Origin of the sequence: uncultured Aquimarina sp. (assembly GCF_947500065.1) — a bacterium.
GTDB lineage: Bacteria > Bacteroidota > Bacteroidia > Flavobacteriales > Flavobacteriaceae > Aquimarina.
In genome coordinates, this window is the sequence record NZ_CANMQT010000057.1 from 1 (window position 1) to 272 (window position 272).

Consider the following 272-nt stretch of genomic DNA (forward strand, 5'->3'; position numbering starts at 1 on the left):
CCTTGTATTCCCTGTGCTCCAGTTACACCTTGCGCTCCAGTGATTCCTTGTATTCCCTGAGCTCCAGTTACACCTTGTGCACCAGTGATTCCTTGTATTCCCTGAGCTCCAGTTACTCCTTGTGCACCAGTGATTCCTTGAATTCCCTGCGCTCCAGTTACTCCTTGCGCTCCAGTAATTCCTTGTATTCCCTGTGCTCCAGTTACTCCTTGCGCTCCAGTGATTCCTTGTATTCCCTGTGCTCCAGTTACACCTTGTGCACCAGTAATTCC

Annotated in this window: 1 pseudogene; it reads right to left on the bottom strand. The window is 50.0% G+C overall.

What is annotated here, in order from left to right:
• Positions 1-272 (bottom strand): annotated as a pseudogene (locus Q0975_RS28425) (collagen-like protein); the annotation flags it as partial.